Origin of the sequence: Pseudanabaena sp. PCC 6802 (assembly GCF_000332175.1) — a bacterium.
GTDB lineage: Bacteria > Cyanobacteriota > Cyanobacteriia > Pseudanabaenales > Pseudanabaenaceae > PCC-6802.
This window is the reverse complement of sequence record NZ_KB235914.1, coordinates 2,836,710-2,855,510: the sequence shown is the minus strand read 5'-3', so window position 1 is coordinate 2,855,510 and position 18,801 is coordinate 2,836,710. Positions and strand designations below refer to the sequence as shown.

The 18,801-nt window shown below is 48.1% G+C and carries 16 protein-coding genes and 1 pseudogene; 8 read left to right on the top strand and 9 right to left on the bottom strand.

The annotated features are described in order from the left end of the window. Positions 1-322 precede the first annotated feature (322 nt). Entirely contained in the window at positions 323-532 is a 210-nt protein-coding gene (locus tag PSE6802_RS0118780; RefSeq protein WP_019501582.1) for a DUF4278 domain-containing protein, read from the top strand. Between the two features lie 18 nt (positions 533-550). On the opposite strand, the gene PSE6802_RS29640 is transcribed toward PSE6802_RS0118780, so the two are convergent. Both PSE6802_RS29640 and PSE6802_RS0118770 read right to left on the bottom strand, forming a co-directional pair. Continuing rightward, positions 551-2,032 (bottom strand): class I SAM-dependent methyltransferase, encoded by a 1,482-nt coding sequence (locus PSE6802_RS29640; protein ID WP_019501581.1) that lies wholly within the window; start codon positions 2,030-2,032, stop codon positions 551-553. Between the two features lie 219 nt (positions 2,033-2,251). Beyond that, positions 2,252-3,775, bottom strand: a complete 1,524-nt coding sequence (locus PSE6802_RS0118770; protein ID WP_019501580.1) for a YcjF family protein — start codon at positions 3,773-3,775, stop codon at positions 2,252-2,254. 180 nt (positions 3,776-3,955) lie between these two features. Here PSE6802_RS0118770 and PSE6802_RS0118765 point away from each other — a divergent pair, with 180 nt between their 5' ends. Further along, entirely contained in the window at positions 3,956-4,453 is a 498-nt protein-coding gene (locus PSE6802_RS0118765; protein ID WP_019501579.1) for a GNAT family N-acetyltransferase, read from the top strand. A gap of 208 nt (positions 4,454-4,661) precedes the next feature. Continuing rightward, positions 4,662-5,522: a thiazole synthase gene (locus tag PSE6802_RS0118755; RefSeq protein WP_036945660.1), complete on the top strand. Its 861-nt coding sequence runs from the start codon at positions 4,662-4,664 to the stop codon at positions 5,520-5,522. Between the two features lie 105 nt (positions 5,523-5,627). Here PSE6802_RS0118755 and PSE6802_RS0118750 read toward each other — a convergent pair whose 3' ends face one another. Together PSE6802_RS0118750 and PSE6802_RS29635 are read right to left on the bottom strand one after the other, a co-directional pair. Continuing rightward, positions 5,628-5,903, bottom strand: coding sequence for a hypothetical protein (locus tag PSE6802_RS0118750; protein WP_019501576.1), 276 nt, complete (start codon positions 5,901-5,903; stop codon positions 5,628-5,630). A gap of 204 nt (positions 5,904-6,107) precedes the next feature. Further along, positions 6,108-6,512, bottom strand: coding sequence for a hypothetical protein (locus tag PSE6802_RS29635; RefSeq protein ID WP_019501575.1), 405 nt, complete (start codon positions 6,510-6,512; stop codon positions 6,108-6,110). A 190-nt stretch (positions 6,513-6,702) separates the two neighbouring features. On the opposite strand from PSE6802_RS29635, the gene PSE6802_RS0118740 reads away from it, so the two are divergent. After that, the gene (locus PSE6802_RS0118740; protein WP_019501574.1) at positions 6,703-7,395 is read left to right on the top strand and encodes a Uma2 family endonuclease; all 693 of its coding nucleotides are present in this window, start codon (positions 6,703-6,705) and stop codon (positions 7,393-7,395) included. 73 nt (positions 7,396-7,468) lie between these two features. Continuing rightward, a complete protein-coding gene (locus PSE6802_RS0118735) occupies positions 7,469-8,245 on the top strand; it encodes a photosystem II S4 domain protein (RefSeq protein WP_019501573.1) in 777 nt (258 codons plus the stop codon). Positions 8,246-8,331: 86 nt separating this feature from the next. On the opposite strand, the gene PSE6802_RS0118730 is transcribed toward PSE6802_RS0118735, so the two are convergent. Together PSE6802_RS0118730 and PSE6802_RS0118725 are read right to left on the bottom strand one after the other, a co-directional pair. Continuing rightward, positions 8,332-9,528, bottom strand: a complete 1,197-nt coding sequence (locus PSE6802_RS0118730; protein ID WP_019501572.1) for a GNAT family N-acetyltransferase — start codon at positions 9,526-9,528, stop codon at positions 8,332-8,334. A 146-nt stretch (positions 9,529-9,674) separates the two neighbouring features. Then, complete coding sequence (locus PSE6802_RS0118725; protein WP_019501571.1) at positions 9,675-10,262, bottom strand: Uma2 family endonuclease; 588 nt, start codon at positions 10,260-10,262, stop codon at positions 9,675-9,677. Positions 10,263-10,355: 93 nt separating this feature from the next. Between PSE6802_RS0118725 and PSE6802_RS0118720 the strand changes: the two genes are divergently transcribed. From PSE6802_RS0118720 to tnpA, 3 genes and pseudogenes are all read left to right on the top strand, one after another. Further along, positions 10,356-10,547 carry a hypothetical protein gene (locus tag PSE6802_RS0118720; protein WP_019501570.1) on the top strand — a complete coding sequence of 64 codons (192 nt, stop codon included), beginning with the start codon at positions 10,356-10,358 and terminating at the stop codon, positions 10,545-10,547. A gap of 221 nt (positions 10,548-10,768) precedes the next feature. Further along, entirely contained in the window at positions 10,769-12,037 is a 1,269-nt protein-coding gene (locus PSE6802_RS0118710) for a plasmid pRiA4b ORF-3 family protein (protein ID WP_019501568.1), read from the top strand. Positions 12,038-12,229: 192 nt separating this feature from the next. Continuing rightward, positions 12,230-12,640 (top strand): annotated as a pseudogene (tnpA, locus tag PSE6802_RS34920) (IS200/IS605 family transposase). A gap of 101 nt (positions 12,641-12,741) precedes the next feature. Here tnpA and PSE6802_RS29625 read toward each other — a convergent pair. From PSE6802_RS29625 to PSE6802_RS0118690, 3 genes are all read right to left on the bottom strand, one after another. Continuing rightward, positions 12,742-14,793: an NACHT domain-containing protein gene (locus PSE6802_RS29625; RefSeq protein WP_019501566.1), complete on the bottom strand. Its 2,052-nt coding sequence runs from the start codon at positions 14,791-14,793 to the stop codon at positions 12,742-12,744. Between the two features lie 224 nt (positions 14,794-15,017). Then, the gene (locus PSE6802_RS0118695; RefSeq protein ID WP_019498766.1) at positions 15,018-16,319 is read right to left on the bottom strand and encodes an NF041680 family putative transposase; all 1,302 of its coding nucleotides are present in this window, start codon (positions 16,317-16,319) and stop codon (positions 15,018-15,020) included. Between the two features lie 756 nt (positions 16,320-17,075). Next, positions 17,076-18,566 (bottom strand): phosphoglucomutase/phosphomannomutase family protein, encoded by a 1,491-nt coding sequence (locus PSE6802_RS0118690; protein WP_026103398.1) that lies wholly within the window; start codon positions 18,564-18,566, stop codon positions 17,076-17,078. Positions 18,567-18,801: the final 235 nt, after the last annotated feature.

Sequence of the window (18,801 nt, the reverse complement as noted above, 5' to 3'; positions counted from 1 at the left end):
GACTTTGTTTGTGTAGCCGCGACTTCCAGTCGCCAGGCTCTTAGGGGTAATTAACGCGGATTTGGTGTCAGGTTGAAAAGTTAAGGCGATCGCCACCTGTAAATTCCTTAACTTTTCTGTATTGTTCGTTCTAGTTTCAAGTCATATAACAGAAGCATAGAACTTATTTTGTTCTGGTTTCGGGAAATTAGAACACCTTTCAAAGACCAAGGAGAAATATATGCACTTGTCTCTAGATATTGAAGAGATCGAAGTCCATCCTTTATTACAAACATCAACACAACTAAAGTATCGCGGTGTCTAATATACGCGCAGGCGTGAAATGCATCCAGCCGAGATGTGCAACCCCTTGGCAATCGAGATTACCTCAAATGAGCCAACTGGTAAGTATAGAGGTGCAAATATTACAAAACAAAATCAAATTAAAATGCCTGTAGCAGTCGAGGCGATAATTAATCTGAAATATCGAGGCATTACCTATCAGATAGTTGCCGATCCTTATCTTTACCGCAATTTAATTGACTCGCCGTAACATCAACTAGTAAGCCAGTTATTTTTTAAAAAACCATACACCAGTATAATCAATTTTTTGCAAATCGAAAGACTGACCGTGCAGGTGCTCAAAATCGTGCACGGCTTTGCGACAGCCTTCCCAATGACCGTAATCATCAATTTGAATTGCACCGCCTGTTATAACGCGATCGTAAAGGTTATTAAAGATATCCATAGTAGACTCATACCAGTCTCCATCAGCATGTAGTAAAACGATATCGCCAATTTCTTGCTTATGAATAGGTAATGTTTCGGCAAAAAGTCCCTTAACTGGTTTGACAATACCCATAACATCAAGGATTTGACAAACTTTAGTTAAGTTCTCCTCTATCGGTGCTTTGAGAGTGCCGACCCCAAAGCCAGTATTGTTAGCAGGTATGCCATTATGACGATCTACTTCAGTTGGATCGGGCATACCTTCAAATGTATCGCAAGCATATACATATCTTGACCTTTGACTGTAGCGCTTGACTACCGCTGCCATCAGTGCCGCCGCTCCACCCTTGTAACTACCGCATTCAACGATATTACCAGGACGATCGCTCGAGCAAGCTTGCTTAGTAAGGGAATAAAGGGAAAACAGCCGTCGATCGCTCAAAAGAGTAAAAGGGCGAATTAGAGAGAGTATTGCTTGAAACTCTTCTTCATGAATAGATGAGCCAGTGATTTTACCACTCCCACTGACAACGTACTGCCGTAAATGCTCTGGCATCTGCCAATCTACATTTGGATCGGGTATGTGTTCGACTGGCGTGACGTTACCGCGCCATGCCACGCCCATGATTTGCATGGTTTGATAAATCATCGTATTCCAACCGCGATCGCGAAGATAATCCAGCCCCTGTGCAACATCAGGAGATGCGAGATCGTGGAAGAGAATCATGGCATCGGGTTCGGCATATTTCTCGCAGGTAATGGCATCGTTCAAAGGATAGGGTGCATCGTGGTTGCCATCGATAAAGATCAGCGACCACCGACGCTGTTTCTGTGCTGCTAGTTCGTCTACTTTTTGAGGGCTATATCCAGCCATAAGAGTTACTTCTTTCCCAAACGTGCCAAATGTTTTAGAAGCGGACTCCAATGAACCGATCGTGCTTTCCTGATTTGGCGATCGCGATAGTAAAGGATCGATAACATCCAGGTTCACGCCTGCTAATGCCAGATGGCAAGCCGACCATCCCATCCAACAACCAATTTCCAATGCTCTTTTGCCTGCAAACTGGAGGGCATTGTTGTATAGAATATGGGCTTCATCGCGACTGAGGAATCCGATGGATTGGCATCTTCGATCGACGTACCAATTATGTGGAATCTCGCGACGCAGATACCGCCATCCACACGTATGAGTATCTCCAACGATCATGTGAGGGAAGCATGTATCTGGTTTGATTGTTTTTAAACCTGGCGAGACATAGTCCCTAGCTGGGAATTGGCCTTGATTTAGGGAGAAATTACGATCCGAGATGTTATCTAATTGCATAATATTTTGAGAATAACGTAAACTTATAGCTATAGCCAACAGGCTTAGGGCGGGGTGCAGGGGTTCCACCCCTGCGTGGGGGCGCAGCCCCCACACCCCCCTGTCCTAACAGATCTGCCTATGGCTATACATGGAGAGAATTGTTCCCTATACCAGATCGAAGCATCTAGAATCCGCAGCCATAATTATACTATTGCGCCCGTATTGCGCCCGAGATTCTCAAACCTCCTCTGATATCTTTGATAGCTGCATGACGCGACTCATTGCTTCTTTCACAAAAGACTTCATAAATTCATCGCGGCGGTTGAGTTGGAACTGACGCTGTACGACTTCAGCAATACCGCCATCTCCCCAATCTTGATTGCGACTGAAATATTCGATAAAGCTTTTACCAGCAATGCGAGTAAGGTATGCTCCCGCGATCGCCTGTACGGTTGCCTTGAGTAAATAACCAACTACCGTCACTGAAATTGCCGCGCTCACAATTTGGACTACCCCTTTAACAATTCCCAGACTTGCTAAAGTTGTTGTTAAAGAAGATACTAATTCCTTGCTGCGTTCTAAATCGATGTCGCAGCCGTATATCTTCGCAATTTCAACCACCATCTGCGCGTTTACCGCCGCCGTTGCCAGTAAATCCACGACAGGTAATGGCGTGGCAAAAATTACACCTGCTGCTAACCACTGGAAACGTTCGATCGCCTTGTCAGCCTGCGCCTGGCGTTGGGCATTAATTGCCGTGCGTGCCTCTTCACCCAGTCGCTGCGATTGCAGCAAAACGTTATCGGCAACCAGCTCGTCACCTTCACGACGGAGAACCTCGACCATTCGATCTAGTAAGGCCTGGAGGCGTGGTGGTGGGGTTACAGTTTCGCCGGATTCCAGGGTGAGGGGAGCAGGTCGAGCCGCGATCGCGATCGCATCCTCTGGTGCGATAAACTCCCTCACTCTCTGGCGCAGGCGTTCGAGCAAAATTTCGCGATCCTTCTTTGTGTAGCGATCGGTTTTGTTGAACAGTAGCAGCGATCGCTTGCCGATTTTTGCTAAAGCTTTGAGCGGTTCGTATTCAGAAGAGCGCAGATCGTCATCGACCATAAACAAAAGTAAATCTGCTTCTGTGGCAAGCCGACGTGCCAAACCTTCGCGTTTAGTGCCCGCTACGCCTGCCTCCAAAATACCTGGGCTATCTGTAATCGCGATCGGAAATTTCAACCCCTTAATCTTAATTGGCCCATATACCTGCCCTGCCTTTGTCGTACCCATAGGCGCGCCCACATCGCCGATTTGCTCGCCGAGGAGCGCGTTCACCAACGAGGTTTTGCCCGCCGAACCGACACCGAATAAGACAACCTGAAATTCCGGTCGTGCAATGTTTTGGCGTAATTCCTCAGAGCGCTCTAGCAGCGATCGCCGCATTACCTCATCTTGAATTTGGCTTACCTGTTTCTGGAGTGCTTGCAAGCTATCTTCTGCAGCTTCTACCTTATTGCTAGATACCTGAGGCTCGGGGCGCGGCTTTTTAGGGCGACGCTGAAACAAATTGAAATAGCGCCAAATTACCCAAAATAATCCCGCTAACAACCCTGCTAGTAGCAAGACTACCAATCCTGCCAACAGGGGGGAAGAGGTAGCGATCGCGCTATAGATCCAAATGAGACGCTCGCAGATCGCCAGCATCGCACCAGCCACAGAACCAAATACGATCAGCAAAACTAGCGATCGCAGCCAAGGAAATTTAGACATACCGTCTTTATTGCGCGCCAAAATCGTTGTAATTCCAACATTATCTATTGGGTAGTCATAGAAGCACCTACTTTTTTAGCTTCATCGAAAATTATTAATATTCGACTTTTCTCAGTTTATCTAGCTCTTCATCCAGTGCATAGTGGGTATGCGCTAAATTTATATTTTTTATCAAATACCATGATTGTAACCTTACGCCCCGCTACCCCCGACGATCTGGATCTACTGCGACATTGGGACGAGCAACCGCAAGTAATTGCATCAGACCCCAACGATGACTGGGATTGGGAGGTGGAACTGCATCGCAACCCTGACTGGCGCGAGCAACTGATTGCAGAACTAGGCGATCGCCCCATTGGATTTATCCAGATTATCGACCCAGCGCGCGAGGATAGCCACTATTGGGGCGATGTTGCTGAAAATCTCCGCGCTATAGACATCTGGATTGGGGAAGAAAGCGATTTGGGCAAAGGTTACGGCACCAAAATGATGCAGCTCGCCCTCAAACGCTGTTTTGCCGATCCTGCTGTAACAGCCGTACTGATCGATCCGCTAGCCAGCAACACTCGTGCCATCCGCTTCTACGAACGACTGGGCTTCCAATTCGTCGAGCGCCGCCAGTTTGGCGATGACGACTGCCTCGTTTACCAATTGCAGCGAACGGATTGGCTCGCATAAAACTATTTTTACCTGAGAACGGGTTTTATTTTTGGGGGTGAAGGGGTTCTACTCCTTCTTGGGGGCGTTGCCCCAAACCTTCTACTCTTTCCAATCTGAAAACCGCTGTAGCCAGAGTTTCAAGCTCTTTTTTCTCCCCAATTTGCATTGCCCGTGAATAATCCAGGTTAGACTGGACTTGTTTTCTGAATCGATCGCGCTTAAATTCATGCCTACACAGTTACAGCCCACCACTATATCGCCTGAAAACACCCCTACTTCTGGCTCCGATCTTGGAATTAAGCAGCTAGAAATTGCAGGACGGAAGTTTAACTCGCGCTTAATGACTGGTACGGGTAAATATACCAATTTTGAAGTCATGCGAGCGGCGATCGCTGCTAGCGGTAGCGAAATCGTCACGGTAGCAGTGCGGCGGGTGCAAACTAATGCACCAGGTCACGAGGGTTTAGCAGAAGCGCTGGACTGGAGCAAATACTGGTTATTACCAAACACGGCGGGATGCCAGACTGCTGAGGAGGCAGTGCGGGTGGCGCGGCTGGGGAGAGAAATGGCTAAGATCCTCGGGCAGGAGGACAACAATTTCGTGAAGCTGGAAGTAATTCCCGATGCCAAGTATTTACTCCCAGATCCAATTGGTACTTATCGCGCTGCCGAACAACTAGTCAAAGAAGGTTTTGCCGTTCTGCCTTACATCAATGCTGACCCGCTCTTAGCAAAAGCCTTAGAAGAAATTGGCTGTGCGACCGTGATGCCGCTCGGTTCGCCGATTGGATCGGGGCAGGGCATTAAAAATGCCGCCAATATCGCCATTATTATCGATCGCGCCCAAGTTCCCGTAGTAGTAGATGCTGGGATTGGGGTGCCCAGCGAAGCGGCAGCAGCAATGGAAATGGGTGCAGATGCGTTGTTGATTAATACGGCGATCGCCCAGGCTAGCGATCCGGTAAGTATGGCAACTGGCATGAGAATGGCTGCGGAGGCGGGCAGAATGGCTTATTTAGCTGGGCGCATTCCAATTAAAGCCTACGCTAGTGCCAGTTCCCCCCTAACTGGCACCGTTAATAGCTAATACCTGGTAAGTTGAGTTGTCGGCCAGTTTAAATATCGATTGCTGGGAAGTATTTTGAGGGTTGCCAACTCATCAAAAAATTCTCCACAGCACGCCAGACACTGACTAATATTCGTAAGCCCAAATTACCCAACCTTTTTTAACTGGCGTGATTACGCAAGTGCCTTTGAGACGGTTGGCAATTTTTTCAGCTTCATCCCATGTGGTCAAAAATCTGAAAAAACTGTAGTACTCGCCTTTGTACTCGATGCCTGCTACGGGTTTATCAAAACCTTCAAGTTGTAGTTGACAATGACGTAATGTCGCCTTCTCTAAAACAAAAGCCTCCATCGGTTTGCCAATCTTTGCAGGCGGATTTCCAGTCATAGATTTTGTTTGCATTAGTGTTTGCATCAGTTGTGTGCGATCGGGTAGGAGTTTACATATCTTAATATTTATATAATACCCAATACAACACCGAATTATTAACTCACGGCGTTGCCAAACCTCAAAATTTACCGTAAAACTTTGAATTTGCCTAGCGCTATAGGAGGCAGAGGGGCAGGGAGACGGCTTTTTTAAAACCTATGTTGCAAGCACTGCGAGCTACACTTTCAGTCCTGCTAAAAAGCTGGCGATCGCAGCAAATACAACAACCACCATTGCCAAGGCCAGCAGCCAGTATTGCAGCGTATACAGTTTCCTGAGGGATCTCATAGCATCCATGAGGTTACTAATATCTTTCCCTCTACTATCGACAATTTGCTTAAACGACGAGCCAGCATTACTCGTCCAGGTTCCAATCAAGAGAAAATAACCTCCCTGGATGATTCCCAGGATGGCTTGGTGAGTGGCACGGGGTTCTTTAGCCTGTGACAAGAGAAAGAGGCTCAGTACAGCTCCCACCGAGCCAAAGAACATGCTGATAAAGCCAACGGCTCTCATTTTGGTAGCGACATCAGCAAATATACTGTTTTCTGAGTCATTGAACTCGTAGTTCTGCGTATTCATAGACGTTGTTGGGATCGCTTGTGGATCTAATGTGACAACTATATAGCAGATTGCCAACGAGATTTCCTGATTCTGGAGTGTAGGTAAGGCGATCGCAGAGAGGCTTCACTCTAGCTGTTATGGGCAGTGCTGCCCCAGTCGCTACGTATGTTAAGTTAGATCTAGATCGCAGGAGTCCTGGAGTAGCCCTATGACAGTCTCTAGTCAACCCAAGCTAAACCCTATAATAGAATACCTGGAAGAGGACTTTGAGCCAATGCCAGAAGGCGATAAACAAAGACGTAATCTCAGCTATACAACTGAATCACTCAAAGTTTGGTTCGAGTCACAAGAGAATGTCTATGTTTCAGGCAATTTGTTTATCTATTATGAAGAAGGCAACCCTGACAAAAAGGTGGCACCGGACACGTTTGTAGTATTTGGTAGTAATAAGTCAGATCGCACCAGTTACAAGCTATGGCTAGAGAACAACAAAGTACCGGATTTTGTTTTAGAAATCACTTCTAAAGGGACTGTCAGCAAAGACCGAGATGATAACCCATTGCTCTATCGAACTTTAGGGGTGAAAGAATACTTTCAGTATGACCCGATGGGGGAGTATTTGAAACCAGCATCGTTGAAAGGATTGCGGCTGGAGGATGGGAAGTATGTAGAGATTGTATCTCGGACTTTGCCTGATGGAGTTTTTTCACTGCATAGCGAGACATTAGGATTAGATCTGCACTTATATCCAGATCGGCGGTTTCGTTTTTACGACCCCAAGTCAAGTCAGACTTTACGATCGCTTGGAGAATCCGAACGAGAGCGATCGCTCGCAGAAGCAAAGGTTAAAAGATTGGCCGATCGCCTGAAAGCTCTCGGTATCGATCCTGACAGCATTTAGGGCGATCGCTACTCCTTCCCCTCATTGCAGCTAGAATGTAATGGTGTTTCGCTTTAGAGAAAGAAAATAAAAGATGCTGCCACGGGACTTGCTCAATGGTGTAGAAAATCGGGAAGCGATCGCTCGATTGCTCGATGGGGGCGATCGGGCCGTGCAGAAGTGGGAGATCGTTTGTAGTGATTTTCTCTCACCGCCTGAGTTAGCAGAGGCAACCCAAATTTTAAGCAAGCTAACGGAGATACATTTTCTGGCTTGGGGTGGCTACGCCCAAGCAGAAAGGCAAAGGGTGGCGATCGCCAGAGCCGAGCTGCCATTAGAACAGAATGCGGTGGAACTCGCTGCCGTAGATATATCAGGTAATTTTCTATTCGATCCGGCTTCCCATAGAGATTTTTTGGGTGCGCTGCTTGGCACTGGAATCGAACGTCAGAAGGTAGGCGACTTGATTGTTCTTGGCGAAAAGGGCGCGCAAGCTATTCTGGTACCTGAACTAGTACCGTATTTGGAAATGAATCTCGCGCAGGTGCGAACGGTACCAGTGCGAGTGCGATCGATCGATCTGGCAGATTTAAAGGTGCGTCTGCCCCAGCAGAAAGAACTCTCGACCGTAGAAGCATCATTAAGGTTAGATGCGATCGCTTCGTTCGGTTTTGGCATGTCCCGCAGCAAGATGGTTGACCTGATCTCTGGCGAAGATGTGCGCGTCAATTGGAAAACCGTCTCTCAGCCCAGCTATCAGCTCAAAAGTGGCGATCTGATTGCGATTCGGGGTAAAGGACGGCTTACCGTCGGTGAAATTGCCGTAACTAAGAAAAATCGCTACCGCGTCCAACTCAGCCGCTTCGTGTAGCACGAATTATAGCTATAGCCAATAGGCTTAGGACGGGGTGCAAGGGTAGAACCCCTGCACCCCGTCCTAACAGATCTGTCTTATCGCTAGCCGCAGGAATCTAGCGCGGGCGGGTTAAAATCAAACGGCAGATCTTGATTGATGGCTTCGATCTGCTGCCGCTCGTATTCATTTACTTCATGGATATGGGGCAGTAGAATTTGGCGCAGTCGAGGGCGATAGAATCGATGCAGACTGTAATTGGGCAAGGCTGGAAAACCGCGCCGCTTTTTGTGCCTGCCACCCGCCCCCGGATCGAATACCTGAATGCCCTCCGCGATCGCCCAGTCAATAGGCGTATAGTAGCAAGCATCAAAGTGCAAGCACTCGATCTCCTGCATGCAACCCCAGTAACGACCGTAGAGCCGATCGCCTTTACGAATGCAAAATGACATGCCAACTGGTTTGGATATCCCCTCAGCTTCGGCGGCGACAAAGACGACGCGATCGCGAAAGGAATGCTCCAACTGCTCAAAGAATTTGCGATTGAGATATTTGCTGCCCCACCAGCCAAACTTATCGCAGGTATCGCTGTAGAGGTCGTACATAAAGCTAAATAGATGATGTGGAATCCCATCGCCTGTATACACGCGCATGGTGAGGCCAGCGTTATTAACCGCCTTGCGCTCGCGTTTGATATTGCGGCGTTGATTCGCATTAAAATTTTTGAGATAGTCGTCGAAGTTACTAAAGCGTTGATTTTCCCAAATGTAACTGTGATGCAGCCATGCCGTATAGCCGCGCGACTCCAATTTAGATTTCCATTCTGGATCGATGTAGAGGAAGTGACAGCTAGAAATATTCTGCCGATCGCAAAAGCGATCGATTTCAGACACGATCAGATCGATTAGTTTATCTTCATCAGGGCGATCGGGTAGCATCAGAAAGCGATAACCCTCAGCAGGCGTAAAGGGAGCCATACCAAGCAGTTTGGGATAATATTCGATGCCGAGGCGATGGGCTAAATCTGCCCACTGGTGGTCGAAGACAAATTCGCCATAGCTATGGCCTTTGAGGTAAAGCGGCGCGATCGCCGCAAGATCGTTTCCCGCCCACACCAGCAGGTGATGGGGCAGCCAGCCTTGTTGGGCGGAGGCGCTACCGGAGGACTCCAGGTTCGTCAGCCATTCCCATTCAAAGAATGGGGTTTTGAGGGGCTTGGCTAAAGCATTCCAAACTTCGGGGGCAACTTTGCTGACACTGTCGATCCAGGTAGTAGTGTAGCTTGGCGAACTTTGCGGCATAGGTAGGTTTAACAAACTTAACACTACTTAATCTTAGCTGGTCGGTTTCGGTTCTGCGGAGTATTTAGGCAGTTTTTTGGGCGATCGTTAATTAACCAGATATCGCCGATCCCATCGTACATTCGCTTCCTTATCTTAGCCCTATCTCATCCACTGAATTCTAAATTAGTGTTCTCAAACTGCACTTGACGATACAGGTCGGCGATCGCCAATTCTACGCCTACAGATTCGAGGTGCAGGCGATCGCCTAAAGCATACTCCGACAGTACCCACTGGCCTCGCTCGTTACGTCGGAAAACCTCCACGCCTGGTTGTTCGACTTGCACCAGGATATATTCTTGCAGTGTGGCAAATTGACGATATTTAGCAAATTTGATGCCTCGGTCGATCGCTTCAGTAGAGGGTGATAGAACTTCCACAACCAAGCACGGGAATTGTACGATCTGGGTATCGCGATCGCGATCGTCGCAAGTAACTACGACATCAGGATAAAAGTACTTCCGCCCTGGTTCTACTTGAACTTTGACATCAACAATGTAAACATCACAAGGGCGATCGACAAGGGCATTATCTAGAAGATTAAAGAAATTTCCAGAAACGCGATTGTGGTTGCGAGTACCGCCACTCATGGCGACTACTTCGCCATCCCAATATTCATGGCGGCCTTCCTGGGTTGGTTCCCAAGCCAGATATTCCTCGGCGGTCATCAAGATGCGATCGGATGTGGCAACCATAGCTCGATTTACCCAATGAAGGTACGTTTCTAGGATAGCTGAAACCTGGCAATTGCAGTATGATATTTACAATTGAACCTAAGGTGGGGGATTGTGAAAATTGTCGAGCAAACAACAGCTACAGTGCTAAAACTCAAAGCTAAACTTAATACTGGGTTGATTCTAGCGCTACTGTTTGGCATTCCTCCTATTTTCGGAGGTTTAGCAGGCATTATCTTCTTTGGTACCACAGATTCAAGTGCGATCGCAGTGCATCACGGTAGTGTTCCAGATCTGTGGAAATGATTTTAGACAGCAAGCTTAAATTCAAATCGATTAATGAACAGAGCGAGCGCAATATCGTGCATCATAATTGATTTAGAAAAGCAAATCGCTTTTTTAAATGGCAAGGCAGCTATGCTCGGCTCGAGCTGCTTGGGAATCTGAAATTTTAATACGAATTTTGCTCTTACCAGCGGGATTGCCATAAACTTAATATCGATCGCGTTTTCCAGGCGTTACCCCATATGTTTAGCCCGCTCATCAAATCCCAACCCCTCACAGACGCGCACAAACAGCTATTGCACCAACAAGCGATCGCCGAAGATAGTCCTGGTGCCATCTTGCACGATTTTCAGATCTTGCTGGAGCTTTTGCAACCCAATGGCATAGCACTCAGTGGGGTGAAAAATCTATTGCCAATGCGATCGCTGGCCGATATCAATCAAAAACTCTCTCACCCCATTGATATCAAACTCAGTCGCCCAGTTCTAAAGTCATATCCATATATCAATGGTTTATATCTCCTCCTGAGATCGTCGGGATTAGCATTGCTCGCTACTCAAGGCAAAAAACAAATTCTAACGCTAGATCCAGAAGCGATGCGATTGTGGGAAACTCTCAATCCTACAGAGCGCTATTTTAACCTCTTGGGAATTTGGCTACAGAGGGCTAATCCCGAAGCGATCGGTGGCTATTACGAACCTCTCGGCATATTGACGAAAATCCTCCTCTTTTGGTCGCGGATTCCCGATAAAGGAGCAGTCTACGAAAACTATCAACGACAGGAAGACTTGAGGCTACCTGAACTCTACAACGTCGCTCTCCTGGAACTATTTGGATTTATTGCCATAGAAAGGGGAAAAACAGAGGAAGGAAAAGGATGGCGCATTAAACGTATAAAACGTCTGCCCTTTGGTAACGCGATGATGGGATTGCTGTCGAGTCTCTCAAGCAACTTTGATTTTGAGAAGTTGATGTTGTCAATAGAGAAAAATGAACCCAAGATCGTGGAGTGGCAGGAAGCTATTCAGCCCTACTTCCCCGAATGGCAAAATAATCTCGCGATCGCAGAGCATGAATTCCAAACAGGCATTTTCGTGTTTAAAGTTACGCTCCATAAAGCATGGCGACGCATTGCCATTCCCTCCCAACTTAGCTTAGACGATTTGAGTTATGCTATTCTTAATGCCTTTAAATTTGATAGCGATCATCTATATGAATATCGCTACAAAGACCGTTTTGGCCTTGAAGCAAGAGTAGGACATCCATATCTTGAAGAGTCTCCCAGCACTGATGACGTAAGAATTGGCGATCTGCCTTTACATCCAGGGAGTACAATGATATTCCACTTCGATTTTGGCGATGACTGGGAATTTCAAGTCGTGCTGGAGCAAGTCGAGCCACCCAATCCTAAAGTCAAGAAATCAAAGATTCTAGAGTCGCATGGCAAAGCCCCAAAACAATATCCTGATTGGGATGAAGAAGATGAATGGGGTAAGTATGCAGAAGATTAAAACTGTTCCACCCAATTAGATATCCATGCCAAAGAAGTGCTTGGCGATTGAAATCGCGGCTATACAAACGAAGTCCGCCTGCGCGGACTAGGTGGGGGTGGTGGCTGGCGATTGAAATCGTGGCTATGCAGGCGGAATTCGCCTGAGCGGACTGGTAGAATAGGGTAAAATCTATGTTGGATATGTAGGATAATGAGAGCGAATTTTACCAAGTTGTACGTTCATTGCGTTTGGGCAACATGGGATAGGTTGCCTCTCCTCGTGCCAGAGATTCGAGAAATAACCTGCGCAGTAATTATTTGAGAATGCCAGCAGTTAGGGTGTCAAGCGATCGCTGTGGGTGGGATTGCCGACCATATCCATTTATTGACCGATTTCCCGCCTACCTTGAGCATTTCCGATTTGATGAAACAAATAAAAGGAAGTTCTTCTCACCTCATAAATGCAACGCAATGCGATCGCTTTTTTAAATGGCAAGGCAGCTATGGTGCTTTTACTGTTGGCTATGCAGACATCGATCGCATAGCAAATTATATCCGAAACCAAGAATCCCACCATCAGCAAAAATCGATTATTCCAACCTGGGAACTACCCCCTAAATAGAATCTATCTTCCATCCAAAAACACCCCATCCCTCCTAGTCCGCGCAGGCGGACTTCGTCTGTATAGTCGCGATTTCAATCGCCAGGCACCTTGTATAGATTTCAATCGCCCGGTTCCTCGTATTTTTCTATCATAGCGATCGGTAACAGCAAAGTATCCTCAATCTTCCGTCGCACAGGTTTGCTGACATAACAATCGCTTTTAAGACAATCTACCAGCAGCTTATTCGCATCGTAATACTGCTTCAGCAAATCCTTCTGGGTATCGCTAAACTGCCAGTCGTGGCCGATATTGCGATATTTAATTAGCACTTGTCTGAACTCCTCAATCCAAACTTTTCCGTCGCCCTCCCACCATGGTCTGAAGGTTTTCCGATCTCCTTTGGGATCGGGTAACCGATCCCTTAGCGCTTGCAGCGCGTGGTAAAATTCAGAGCCTGGCTCGATATGGGCGCGGGCGCGGGCGCGGGCGCGGGCGCGGGCGAGGTCGAGGTCGAGGGCGAGGTCGCGGGCGCGGTCGCGGGCGAGGGCGAGGGCGAGGTCGCGGGCGCGGGCGCGGGCGAGGTCGCGGGCGCGGGCGAAGTAGAAGGCTCTGACGGCGGCAGGTTTATATTTCTCTATCGAATTGGACTTTTCCCAGACCCATGCCAAAAAATCTTGTAATTTAAGATCTGTGGCTAACAGACTGTCGATTTTCTGTTTCATCAGTTGCAGCAGGTAGTCGGCACTGCGCGACATCCCCACCGCCAGCAAAAACACTTCGCGCCAGCGCTTTTCAGTAATATGGCTCACCAGTTCCATTTGAACTTTCGCCAATTCCTGCGGATCCGGATTGTTGACAATTTCTCTTGCCGTCAGATACTCGTGAAACGTCAAATGGGAAAACGAATAAATGCCGCTGGCTCTTTCCACCAACAAACCGTGTTGTGCTTCGATCGCTTTCAATACCCCTTCGCTATCAAGGTTTAGCAACTCTTCGTCGGTGTTAGCATTGAGAGTATTGCGGATATAGTCTTTGATATAACCTTCGACCTGTTTTTGCTTGAAGAAATAATCCCCCGCCGCGAAGGTTGTCAGGGCAATTTGACTCAGCATATCCTCCCGCTTTTGCACGGAAAGGGATTTGTAAGCCCAGTCGCGTTCGATGCCGCGCTTGGCACTCCATTTTTTTAGCAGTATATCCAATCCCTCTTTATACAGTTCGGAACGATTGGGTGCGAAATTGCCCGATTCCTCAAACACGAGGCAAAGCAGCGTCAGTAATAGAGGGTTGGTCGCCAATTCTTTAATTGGTTTGCTTTCTTTCAGCTTATCGATAAAGCTTTTAGCAGTTACTTGTTTTTGGGCGAACCACTTCCCTGCAAATTCGGCGATCTGCTCGTCGCTGAAATCCGCGACCTCCACCTCCGTAAACTGCTCGAACGCGTATTCCCTGGCAGCAATGCGGCAGGTGACGACAAAGTTACTGTTGCGAAATCTTATAGATTCTTCCCTTATCTCCGTCAAGACTCGCTTACTATCGGCTTCCCGCACCTCATCCAAACCATCTAATAAAATTAACGCTCTACCCGCCGCCAAGATTTTTTCTGCTGCCTGCCGATCGCCAACGCCGCATCCCGCCCAGCGTGCGGCGATAAACTCCAACAAACTCGGTTGGCCTGGGCTTTCGGCAAAATCCTTCAGCGAAATAAAAACAGGCACGCGATCCGCTTGCAAGCGTCCGGCATGGCATTGCATCGCCAGATGTTTCAAGAATGTAGTTTTACCCGCCCCCGGCTTGCCCAAAATTATCAGCTTCGAGTGCGCGGCAACTGCTTCTAGCCCCGGTATTGTCTTTTGGATGCCGCCCAGACCGAAGCGGTCGAAATTCTCCAGGTCGAAGCCTTGGAGCATTTCCTCAATACTCTTACGACTTTTTGCCGAGATCTTCTCCAGGATATTGACGTTGGTGTAGATATCGCCCAACCCAATCGGGCATGACATATCCAGCACCCGCATCGTCCCACACCGCGTCTGGATATCGCCTTCGCATTTCTGCCGTACCTCTCGCACGAGCGCCTCGATCTCGATCTCAGTAGGTGTTTCTCCATCGCCCATCACCGGAGCATTAGCCTCCTTCTGCCCGCAGATTTCCTGCCAGTCCACCTCCAGCACTTTGCAGATATTAACGAAAAGTTGGCGATCTACGGCCTTACCACCAAAGAAATTAATTACTGTCGAGCGAGATACATCGGCTTCCTCTGCTAAGTGTTCCTGACTCCAGGCTTTATCAGTTAAAGCTACTCTAGCTTTTTCCTGGAGTTTAGACTAAAAGGCAACAAGAAGCATCTCGCTAGATAGAAACTAGCGAGAGAGAGGATAAAAGGGAAGAAGTTGAGCTAAGCAGTTGCAGCGGAAGCTTTTTTGAGGGGCTTGGCATAGCGTTTTTTGACAGTAGGATAACGAATCCGTTGGGTTCGTTTTTTCCCAAGAGGCCAACCTGGAGACTTACCGCGAGGTTTAGGGTCAGGGGAAGGAGAGCCAATCCTGACCAAAACTAAAGCAAAAGCATTTGCAACTCGACCAGGAGACAATTTAGTCATCGGTTTCTGCCAAGGCAGAGGAGAGTCTTGGACAAGTTCACGAGCGAGCCACAATTGCCAAGTAAGTAAAGGCATCAAGTCCGACCAAGTCTCCATCTGAGCAGGGGTAGAAAGCTGAGGGATTGTCCAATGGAGACGTTGACGCACCAAGCGATACCAATGCTCAATGGCAAATCTGCGCAGATATTTTTGCCATACCTCACTCAAGATTGGCTCGTCTTTAGCGACCCAAATCAACCACAGGGGTTTCGATTCAGGCATATCAAGACGTTCGACCAGAATGAGTGTAAAGGGATGGTCTGCGGCTTGCTTTAAGTGCAGGTTTGGCCATCGACGAATTTGCAATCGTCCCAGTTTAGGCTCTGCAATTGTGATGTCTGCTTGGGGAATAGACCAAGTGTCAGAGTCTTTGAGGCTAAATTTCTCTCCATGCTTATGGGGTCGCCCATGCCCCTCGTAATCCTTTGGGGCATGATACAGAACCCGGTTGGGGCGTAGCCTGAGCAGCTTGATACACGGGATGTCTGCTGTTTGCTGCAAAAATGGTGCGCACCCATACTCGCCATCCCCCAGGAAAAGCACAGTCCCAGGAATTTCCGCACAAACCAAGCGTAACTGACTAGCGGCTTTCTGAATCGGGTTCTCGAAACTGGTGATCCGCTCATGCCGCAACGGTAAGGCAAAACTCCCTTCTGACTCTGGAATCCAGGCAATTGTGCTGTATCCTTGCCCCACCGTAACAGGTTTGCTTCCTACTCCCGGTTGAGGTTGATGTTCGTAGGTGCGTTCTTGTAATGTCACCGCATAGGGACGCGACCAGGCTGTATGGTCGCCCGCCAATATCGTCACCTCTGCTGCCGGCATTTGCTGTATGTATTGCTTCATCAAGTCTTCACGTGGAGGATGACTATCTTGCAGTGCTTCATAGATACTCGACCACTCCCTCCGAAATAATGGGCTTAACGAAAGTTCCACAAACGATGAAACACTCCGACTCGTCAGTACCGCATCCATCAAGTCGAACAGCGCATCTCTCCCGTTCCCTATAATTTCGTACGTGTACTTGCGAAATTGCTCAAGTTTATCCAAACTAATCATGATGAAGCTGTTGATTTTATAGTCTTTTCAGCTTCCATCATCAAGCGGTCAGTCTGCAATGGCTGGCTGCTTTTTACCACTTTTTAGTCTAAACTCCAGTTTTTCAATACCGCTTGTTGTTGCCGAGAGCGACCTGCCTGTTGCCATAAACCAACCCTAAAAGTTACGTCTATTTTAACCGCATCAACACAAGTCCAACAAAGTTACACACAAGTCCAACATTCTATGCACAGGACAGGGACTGTACTTCAGATTGATTTGACTTAGATTAAACCTGGTCAAGCAAAGGAGCAACATAAATATGCAGACAAACAATTACATCCAGGTAACAAACACCGTATCGTTGCCATCTCCTCCTGGGGGCAATATCCCTCCTAATTTCCAACTCATCACATCTGATGGTTTGCTTCTTCTATTATTCATCTATCTAACGATCAGGGAACTAATACGAGCCAAGTAACGATATGCCCGCAATCCGCAGGTAAATCTACGGACTGCGGGTCAATTTATCTCAATAGGTTTTATACCAAATCCTGGTTTCCTACCCCCCTTTTCTTGGAGTCTGCGCAGGCAGACTTTGTTTGTGTAGCAGCGACTTCCAGTCGCCAGGCAATTAGAGGGGTAATTAATGCGGATTTGGTATTATACTAAATCCCGATCTGTTAACCCCTCTTCTGACAGTCCGCACAGGCGGACTTCGTTTGTATAGCCGCGATTTCAATCGCCAGGCAATATATCTCGATATCAGGGGAGGGATTAAAACTGTTCCACCCAATTAGATATCCATGCCAAAGTGCGATCCACGATCTCGGATGTCGCCGCTTCGCAATAAAGTCGCAATACGGGTTCGGTGCCGCTAAACCTCACCAACAGCCAGCTATCATCCTCCAGGCGGAACTTAAAGCCGTCGATCGCATTGACATCCACGACCTTACGCCCATCGATCTCCTGCAAAGGAGTAGCTTGCAAATACTGCACGAGGCGGTTTTTGGCTTCCAAACTAGATAGATGCTTATCGATACGATCGTAATGCGAAAAGAATCCTGTTTTGACCTGCAAATCTCGATAAAGCTGACTCAGATCTTGCTTGGTTAGAGCGAGTGCTTCTAGTAAATACAACGCCGACAGCAGTGCGTCGCGCTCGGGTATATGGGTACTGTAGCCGATGCCACCCGACTCCTCGCCGCCTAGCAGCACCTTGTCACCCGCCAACATGCGATCGGCAACGTACTTAAATCCCACCGGAGTTTCATAGACTGGCAGGCCGTACAATGCCGCCACCCTGGGCATCAAGTCCGAGCCGCTAATCGTTTTAATAAACTCGCCCTGCAAGCCCCGTCGCTGCGATAAATGCTCTAGCAGGATGGGAATGAGATTTTGCGTGCTCAGGAAATTGCCATCGCCATCCACAGCCGCTATGCGATCGCTATCGCCATCAAACACGAACCCGACCAGTAACTGCTGGGGATGTTCGGCGCGGTAAGCCCTCATTTGTCTCAGCAATTCCTGGATATAGCGCGGTAATGGCTCCGGCGAGTTACCGCCAAATAACGGATCGGCGCTGGCATTAATTTCCTTCAAGCCACTGGGGGCACCACTGCGATCGGATGGTATTTCCAGAATCTGCTCCAGGCCAGTTGCCGCTGCACCGTGCATCACGTCAGTAAATACGACTAACTCACCATTGAGAATAGCCTTGCGAATTGCCGCCAGATCGACCTTAGAGCGCAATTCCTCGCAGTAGCTCGCCCACGGATCGAATACAGTCAGCTTACCTGGCGATCGCGCCTCAGGTGCATTGCTATTGGCATTATTAAGAATGGACTCCACCTGCTTAGTTATGGCAGGAGCCACCGAGCCACCGAACGCACCTTTAATTTTCAGACCGGAATAGGCTGGCGGATTGTGACTGGCAGTGATGACTAAGGCACCCAATGCCTTCTGGTTATAGGCCGCCCAACTAAAAGCGGGGGTAGGAGCAAAAGATTGCGCTAACTGCACGTCAAACCCCGCCGCACAGAGCGAGTCGGCAACGCTTTTCGCAAATTCTGGCGATAGGAAGCGGCGATCGTAACCAACGACTACAGTATTACTGGATGTAGACGCACCGAATGTATCGGCCAGCACTCGTGCAGCTACAGGCGCAATGGCGGTCAGCCGCGCAAACGTAAACTCATCCGCGATCACACCACGCCAGCCATCGGTACCAAAGTGAATAGGGGGTTGCATACCTGTAGTTGCAGACATAAATTTTAAAATTTAGGTTTAAATATTCAAGATTCGATTAGCACATTAACCTTACCCATAACCTTACCCAATTGAGCAGATTTGAGTCAAATCAAAGCAATTCCAAATTCAGAATTAACCAAGAGTGGCAGCCTGGACAATAAAAGTAAATATCGGAGCGACCAGCCTTTTGCCAGCAACCCCTCGATCTCATACCCGAGTCCTTTGCCAAAAGCGATGGGGTAGTGTTCTAGAT

What these genes read in the sequence shown, in the direction of transcription:
- PSE6802_RS0118780 (WP_019501582.1), top strand. Translation starts at nt 323, where the DNA reads ATGCATCCAGCCGAGATGTGCAACCCCTTGGCAATCGAGATTACCTCA.
- PSE6802_RS29640 (WP_019501581.1), bottom strand. Translation starts at nt 2,032, where the DNA reads ATGCAATTAGATAACATCTCGGATCGTAATTTCTCCCTAAATCAAGGC.
- PSE6802_RS0118770 (WP_019501580.1), bottom strand. Translation starts at nt 3,775, where the DNA reads ATGTCTAAATTTCCTTGGCTGCGATCGCTAGTTTTGCTGATCGTATTT.
- PSE6802_RS0118765 (WP_019501579.1), top strand. Translation starts at nt 3,956, where the DNA reads ATGATTGTAACCTTACGCCCCGCTACCCCCGACGATCTGGATCTACTG.
- PSE6802_RS0118755 (WP_036945660.1), top strand. Translation starts at nt 4,662, where the DNA reads ATGCCTACACAGTTACAGCCCACCACTATATCGCCTGAAAACACCCCT.
- PSE6802_RS0118750 (WP_019501576.1), bottom strand. Translation starts at nt 5,903, where the DNA reads ATGCAAACAAAATCTATGACTGGAAATCCGCCTGCAAAGATTGGCAAA.
- PSE6802_RS29635 (WP_019501575.1), bottom strand. Translation starts at nt 6,512, where the DNA reads ATGAATACGCAGAACTACGAGTTCAATGACTCAGAAAACAGTATATTT.
- PSE6802_RS0118740 (WP_019501574.1), top strand. Translation starts at nt 6,703, where the DNA reads ATGACAGTCTCTAGTCAACCCAAGCTAAACCCTATAATAGAATACCTG.
- PSE6802_RS0118735 (WP_019501573.1), top strand. Translation starts at nt 7,469, where the DNA reads ATGCTGCCACGGGACTTGCTCAATGGTGTAGAAAATCGGGAAGCGATC.
- PSE6802_RS0118730 (WP_019501572.1), bottom strand. Translation starts at nt 9,528, where the DNA reads ATGCCGCAAAGTTCGCCAAGCTACACTACTACCTGGATCGACAGTGTC.
- PSE6802_RS0118725 (WP_019501571.1), bottom strand. Translation starts at nt 10,262, where the DNA reads ATGGTTGCCACATCCGATCGCATCTTGATGACCGCCGAGGAATATCTG.
- PSE6802_RS0118710 (WP_019501568.1), top strand. Translation starts at nt 10,769, where the DNA reads ATGTTTAGCCCGCTCATCAAATCCCAACCCCTCACAGACGCGCACAAA.
- PSE6802_RS0118695 (WP_019498766.1), bottom strand. Translation starts at nt 16,319, where the DNA reads ATGATTAGTTTGGATAAACTTGAGCAATTTCGCAAGTACACGTACGAA.
- PSE6802_RS0118690 (WP_026103398.1), bottom strand. Translation starts at nt 18,566, where the DNA reads ATGTCTGCAACTACAGGTATGCAACCCCCTATTCACTTTGGTACCGAT.